General features: G+C 72.1%; 4 protein-coding genes. 3 read left to right on the plus strand and 1 reads right to left on the minus strand.

All coding sequences use genetic code 11. The features are described 5' to 3' along the window. The first annotated feature begins 132 nt into the window (after window positions 1-132). The 3 genes from HMPREF0731_RS06555 (at window position 133) to HMPREF0731_RS06565 (ending at window position 3886) form a co-directional block, all read left to right on the plus strand. Window positions 133-1326 (plus strand): acyl-CoA dehydrogenase, encoded by a 1194-nt coding sequence (locus HMPREF0731_RS06555; RefSeq protein ID WP_007003266.1) that lies wholly within the window; start codon window positions 133-135, stop codon window positions 1324-1326. A 204-nt stretch (window positions 1327-1530) separates the two neighbouring features. Further along, entirely contained in the window at window positions 1531-2766 is a 1236-nt protein-coding gene (locus tag HMPREF0731_RS06560; protein WP_007003267.1) for a class I SAM-dependent RNA methyltransferase, read from the plus strand. A gap of 106 nt (window positions 2767-2872) precedes the next feature. Beyond that, a complete protein-coding gene (locus HMPREF0731_RS06565) occupies window positions 2873-3886 on the plus strand; it encodes an MBL fold metallo-hydrolase (protein WP_007003268.1) in 1014 nt (337 codons plus the stop codon). 112 nt (window positions 3887-3998) lie between these two features. On the opposite strand, the gene HMPREF0731_RS06570 is transcribed toward HMPREF0731_RS06565, so the two are convergent. Beyond that, window positions 3999-5000 carry an ABC transporter substrate-binding protein gene (locus HMPREF0731_RS06570; protein ID WP_007003269.1) on the minus strand — a complete coding sequence of 334 codons (1002 nt, stop codon included), beginning with the start codon at window positions 4998-5000 and terminating at the stop codon, window positions 3999-4001. Between the last annotated feature and the right edge of the window lie 185 nt (window positions 5001-5185).

The following is a 5185-nucleotide window of genomic DNA, read 5'->3' on the forward strand; positions in this document are numbered from 1 at the left end:
CTTTCCCGCGCGGCCCGCGCCGCGCGGAGCAGAAATTGCCCAACCGGTGCGTTCGCGCCAATCTCCGCGCCTGATCCCCAGCCGCTGAGCCGGCGCCCGCCCCGCGCGGGCCGTCCGCAGGAGAGAAACGCGATGAATGCCGTGACCCCGCCCGCCAAGCCGAGCTTCGTCTGGGAAGACGCGCTGCTGCTGGAGGACCAGCTCTCCGAAGACGAGCGGATGATCCGCGACGCGGCCCGCGACTACTGCCAGGAGAAGCTGTTCCCGCGCGTGCTGGAGGCCAACCGCCACGAGGTCTTCCACCGGGAGATCATGAACGAGTTCGGCGAGATGGGCTTCCTGGGCGCGACCCTCGACAGCCATGGCTGCGCCGGCGTCAACTACGTCTCCTACGGGCTGATCGCGCGCGAGGTCGAGCGCGTCGATTCCGGCTACCGCTCCGCCTTCTCGGTGCAGTCCTCCCTCGCCATGTTCCCGATCTGGGCCTATGGCACCGACGCGCTGAAGGACCGGCTGCTGCCGGGCATGCAGAAGGGTGAGCTGGTCGGCTGCTTCGGCCTGACCGAGCCCGATGCCGGCTCCGACCCCGCCTCGATGCGCACCCGCGCCAAGAAGGTCGATGGCGGCTACCTGGTCTCCGGCTCCAAGACCTGGATCACCAACTCCCCGATCGCCGATGTCTTTGTCGTCTGGGCCAAGGACGAGGCCGGCGATGTGCGCGGCTATGTGCTCGAGAAGGGCATGAAGGGCCTCTCCGCGCCGAAGATCGAGGGCAAGTTCTCGCTGCGCGCCTCCATCACCGGCATGATCATGATGGAGGAGGTGTTCGTCCCCGAGGAGAACAAGCTGGACGTGAAGGGGCTGAAGGGGCCGTTCTCCTGCCTCAACCGCGCCCGCTACGGCATCGCCTGGGGCGCGCTCGGCGCCGCCGAGTTCTGCTGGCACGCCGCCCGCACCTACACGCTGGAGCGCAAGATGTTCGGCCGGCCGCTGGCCAACACCCAGCTGATCCAGAAGAAGCTGGCCGACATGCAGACCGAGATCACCCTCGGCCTGCAGAGCGTGCTGCGCCTCGGCCGGCTGTTCGACGAGCACCGCGTGACGCCGGAGATGATCTCCCTCTGCAAGCGCAATTCCTGCGGCAAGGCGCTCGACATCGCCCGCATGTCGCGGGACATGCATGGCGGCAACGGCATCGCCGACGAGTATCACGTCATCCGCCACGTCATGAACCTGGAAGCCGTGAACACCTATGAGGGCACGCATGACGTGCATGCCCTGATCCTGGGCCGCGCCCAGACCGGCCTCAGCGCCTTCGGGGCCTGATTTTCACAGGAATCTTCTTTTTCTGAAGAAAAAGAAGCAAAAAGACTTCTTTCAGTTTGGCGTCCCGCCTCAGGCCCGCAGCGGGACGCCAACTGAAAAAAGTTTTTTGGTTCTTTTTTTCAAAAAAGAACGTCTTTCTTTTCTGATATCCATGAGCAAGGGGGGCCTCGCCCCCCTTGTGCCGTTTCTGAAAGGTGCCGTGCGGTGCAAGTGACGATCGAGGCGATGGGCGCCGCCGGGGATGGCATCGCCACCGCGCCGGATGGCAACCGCCTCTACCTGCCCTACACCCTGCCGGGCGAGGCGGTGCGCCCCGACGGCCCCATCGTGCTCTCGCCGAGCCCGGAGCGCGTCGCGCCCCCCTGCCCCCATTTCGGCCCCTGCGGCGGCTGCGTGCTGCAGCACTGGGCGATCCCCCCCTATGCCGACTGGAAGCGCGCCCGGCTGGCCGAGGCCCTCTCCCGTGCCGGCTTCCCCGACGCGCCGGTGGCGCCGACGCGGGTGACACCGCCCGCCACCCGCCGCCGCGCCGACCTCGCCGTGCGGCGGCGGCCGGATGGCAGCGTGGTGCTGGGCTTCCACGCGCGCGGCGGCGCGGCGGTGGAGGATCTCTCCACCTGCCATGTGCTCGACCCCGCCCTGGTCGCGCTGTTCGAGCCGCTGCGCACCCTGCTGCGCGGCCTGCCCGCCTTCCGGCGGGAGGGCTCGGCGGTGCTGAACCTGCTGGACAGCGGCCCCGACCTGCTGCTGCGCCTGGACGGCCCGCCCGGCGTGGCCGACCGCGCGACGCTGGCCGCCTTCGCCGCGCGGCACGGTCTCCCGCGCATCGCCGGCGGGCCGCTGAAGGGCCAGGGGACGGAAACCCTGGCGCAGCTCGGCCCGGTCTCGATTGCCTTCGCCGGCGCCAGCGTGGCGCCGCCGCCCGGCGCCTTCCTCCAGGCGACGCCCCAGGGCGAAGCCGCCATCGTCGAGGCCGTGCTGGACGGGCTGCCGAAGCTCACCGGCAAGGCCCGCATCGTCGAGCTGCATGCGGGGCTCGGCACGCTCTCCTTCCCGCTCGCCGCCAAGGCCCGCGTGATCGCCTATGAGGGCGCGCCGGAGGCGGTGGCGGCGCTGGACGCGGCGGCGCGGCGCGGCGGCGCCAAAATCCAGGCGGTGCGGCGCGACCTGGTGCGCCAGCCCCTCTCGGTGAAGGAGCTGGAGGGCCACGCCGCCCTGGTGCTGGACCCGCCCTTCGCCGGCGCCGCCGAGCAGATTCCGGCGCTGGCCAAGAGCACGCTGTCGCGCGTCATCTATGTCTCCTGCAACCCGGTGGCTCTGGCGCGGGATGCGAAGCTGCTGCACGCCGCCGGCTTCCGCGTGCAGCAGGCGACGCCGGTCGACCAGTTCCTGTGGTCGGCGCAGCTGGAGGCGGTGGTGGTCTTCGCCCGCGGCAAGTAGCGGTGCTGCGCGCACCTTGATCCGGCGCGCTTCCCCCCCACCCTCTGCAGGATGCGGCACGGGCCGCCGGCACGACGCGGCCAAGCCGCGCAGAAAGGGGTGAGACATGGAACTCGACCGACGCAGCCTGCTGACCGCCGCCGGCGCCCTGGTGATGGCGCCCGCCCTGCTCCGCTTCGGCCTGGGCGACGCCCTGGCGCAGACGGCGCCCGCCGCCACGCCCACCGCCGGGGCCGGCGGCACCGCCACCCAGGCGCCGGGCTTCTACCGCTTCCGCATCGGCAGCCTGGTGGCGACCGTGGTGCATGACGGCTTCGGCCGCCGCCCCAACCCGACCCAGGGCTTCATCCGCAACGCCGACAGCGCGGCGGTCGAGGCGGCGCTTCAGGCCGCCTTCCTGCCCACCCAGCATCTCGACATCCCCTACACCGTGACGGTGCTGGAGACGCCGCGCGGCCTGGTGCTGTTCGACACCGGCACCGGCGGCCAGCTCGGCGCCACCGCCGGCAGCATCCCGGCCAATCTGCGCGCCGCCGGCCTGGCGCCGGAGCAGGTGACGCTGATCGTCATGACGCATTTCCATGGCGACCACATCACCGGCCTGACCGACGCCGAGGGCCGCCCCGCCTTCCCCAATGCCGAGATCGTGGTGCCCGAGCCGGAATGGGCCTTCTGGATGGATGACGGCCAGGCCAGCCGCGCGCCCGAGGCGATGCGCGGCGCCTTCGCCAATGTCCGCCGCCGCTTCGCCCCCTACCAGGCGAAGCTGCGCCGCATCGCCCCGGATGCGGAGGTGATGCCGGGCATCCGCGCCATCGCCACCGCCGGCCACACGCCGGGCCATACCAGCTACCTGATCGCCGATGGCAGCGACCAGGCCATGGTGCTGGGCGACGTCACCAACCGGCCGGAACTGAACCTGGCCAACCCCGGCTGGCACCTGATCTTCGACATGGACGCCACCGCCGCCGAGGCGACGCGCCGCCGCGTCTTCGACCAGGTGGCCACCGACCGCATCCGCTGCATCGGCTACCACTTCCCCTTCCCCGCCAATGGCTATGTGGCGAAGGAAGGCGAGGGCTACCGCTTCGTGCCGGCCTTCTGGACCGGGGCGATCTGAGCTGCCTTGGGGGAGGCTCCGCCTCCCCCAAACCAAGGCTTTGACTTGGGGGAGGCTCCGCCTCCCCCAAACCCCCGCCGCCGGGGTGGCAGGGCCACCCCGGACCCCGCCATCAGGGGGCCAGGCCCAGCCGGGCGGTCGAGGGCACCCGCGTCGCCGGGTCGCCATCCAGCGCCAGCACCAGCTCGCCCTCCAGCGCCTCCAGCGCGTAGGGCAGCGACAACACGCTGCCGAAGGACAGGGCCGCCGCTAGCAACGGGCCGGCCACCACCTCCCGCCCCTCGCGATAGGCGCGCAGGAAACGGCGCAACGGCAGGGCGGCGATGCCAGGGCCCGGCTCGCTCGACGAGACCCAGAGCAGCAGATCCGCCTCCAGCGGCGACAGATCCTCCGCGGAGAGCGGGGCGTAGAAGCCGCGCGCACGGCTCAGCCGCCGCAACGCCTCGGGCGCGGTGAAGCCCAGCTCGGCCAGGAACTGGCCACGGCTGTCCTCCGGCAGGAACACCCCGGTCTCGCCACCGAAATGATAGGCCGCCGTGGCGGTGCGGCCGGCCCAGCCCGGATGCCGCGCCCGCGCCTCGGCGAAGCGCTGGCGCAGCCCGGCCACCAGTTCGGCCGCGCGCTCCCGCCGGCCCAGCGCCAGGCCGATGCTCTCCACCATCTCCGCCCAGCCGACGCCATTGGCCGGCTGGCCCTCGGGCTGCATCAGCACCGGGGCGACGCGCGACAGCGCCGCATACTGCTCCGGCGCCAGCCCGCCCCCCATGCCGATGATCAGGTCCGGCTGCAGCACCGCGACGCTTTCCAGCGACACCTCGCGCGGCAGCAATTGCGGCGCCGCCCCCTGCACCAGCGGCCGCGCCCAGGGCCACAGCCCGCCCGGCTGGTCGCCGAACCAATGGCGGATGGCGATGGGGGTGACGCCCAGCGCCAGCACCGCATCATGCGCCCGGTAGCCCAGTGTCACGATGCGGCGTGGCACAGCCGGAAGAAGAATCTCGCCCTCGGCATGGCGGAGGCGCAAGGCCCCCTGCGCCAGCGCCGGCGCGGCCAGCCCGCCGGCCAGCGCCGCCAGCGCCAGGCGGCGGGAGATCGGGCGGGGAGAGTTCGGCATGGCAGGCTTCTCCGGTCAGGCAGGCGGCAGGGCGCGCCGGGCCCGGCCGATCCGCAGCAGATGCACCAGCCCGGCGGCCAGGCTCAGATGGCCGCTCCAGGCCACCAGGCCGAAGCCCCAGCCCCGCCAGGCCACCAGCGGCGCCAGCGCCAGCAGCAGCAGCAGCGCGAAGCCGCCGGCGCGCA

Origin of the sequence: Pseudoroseomonas cervicalis ATCC 49957, assembly GCF_000164635.1 — a bacterium.
Classification (GTDB): Bacteria; Pseudomonadota; Alphaproteobacteria; order Acetobacterales; family Acetobacteraceae; genus Pseudoroseomonas; species Pseudoroseomonas cervicalis.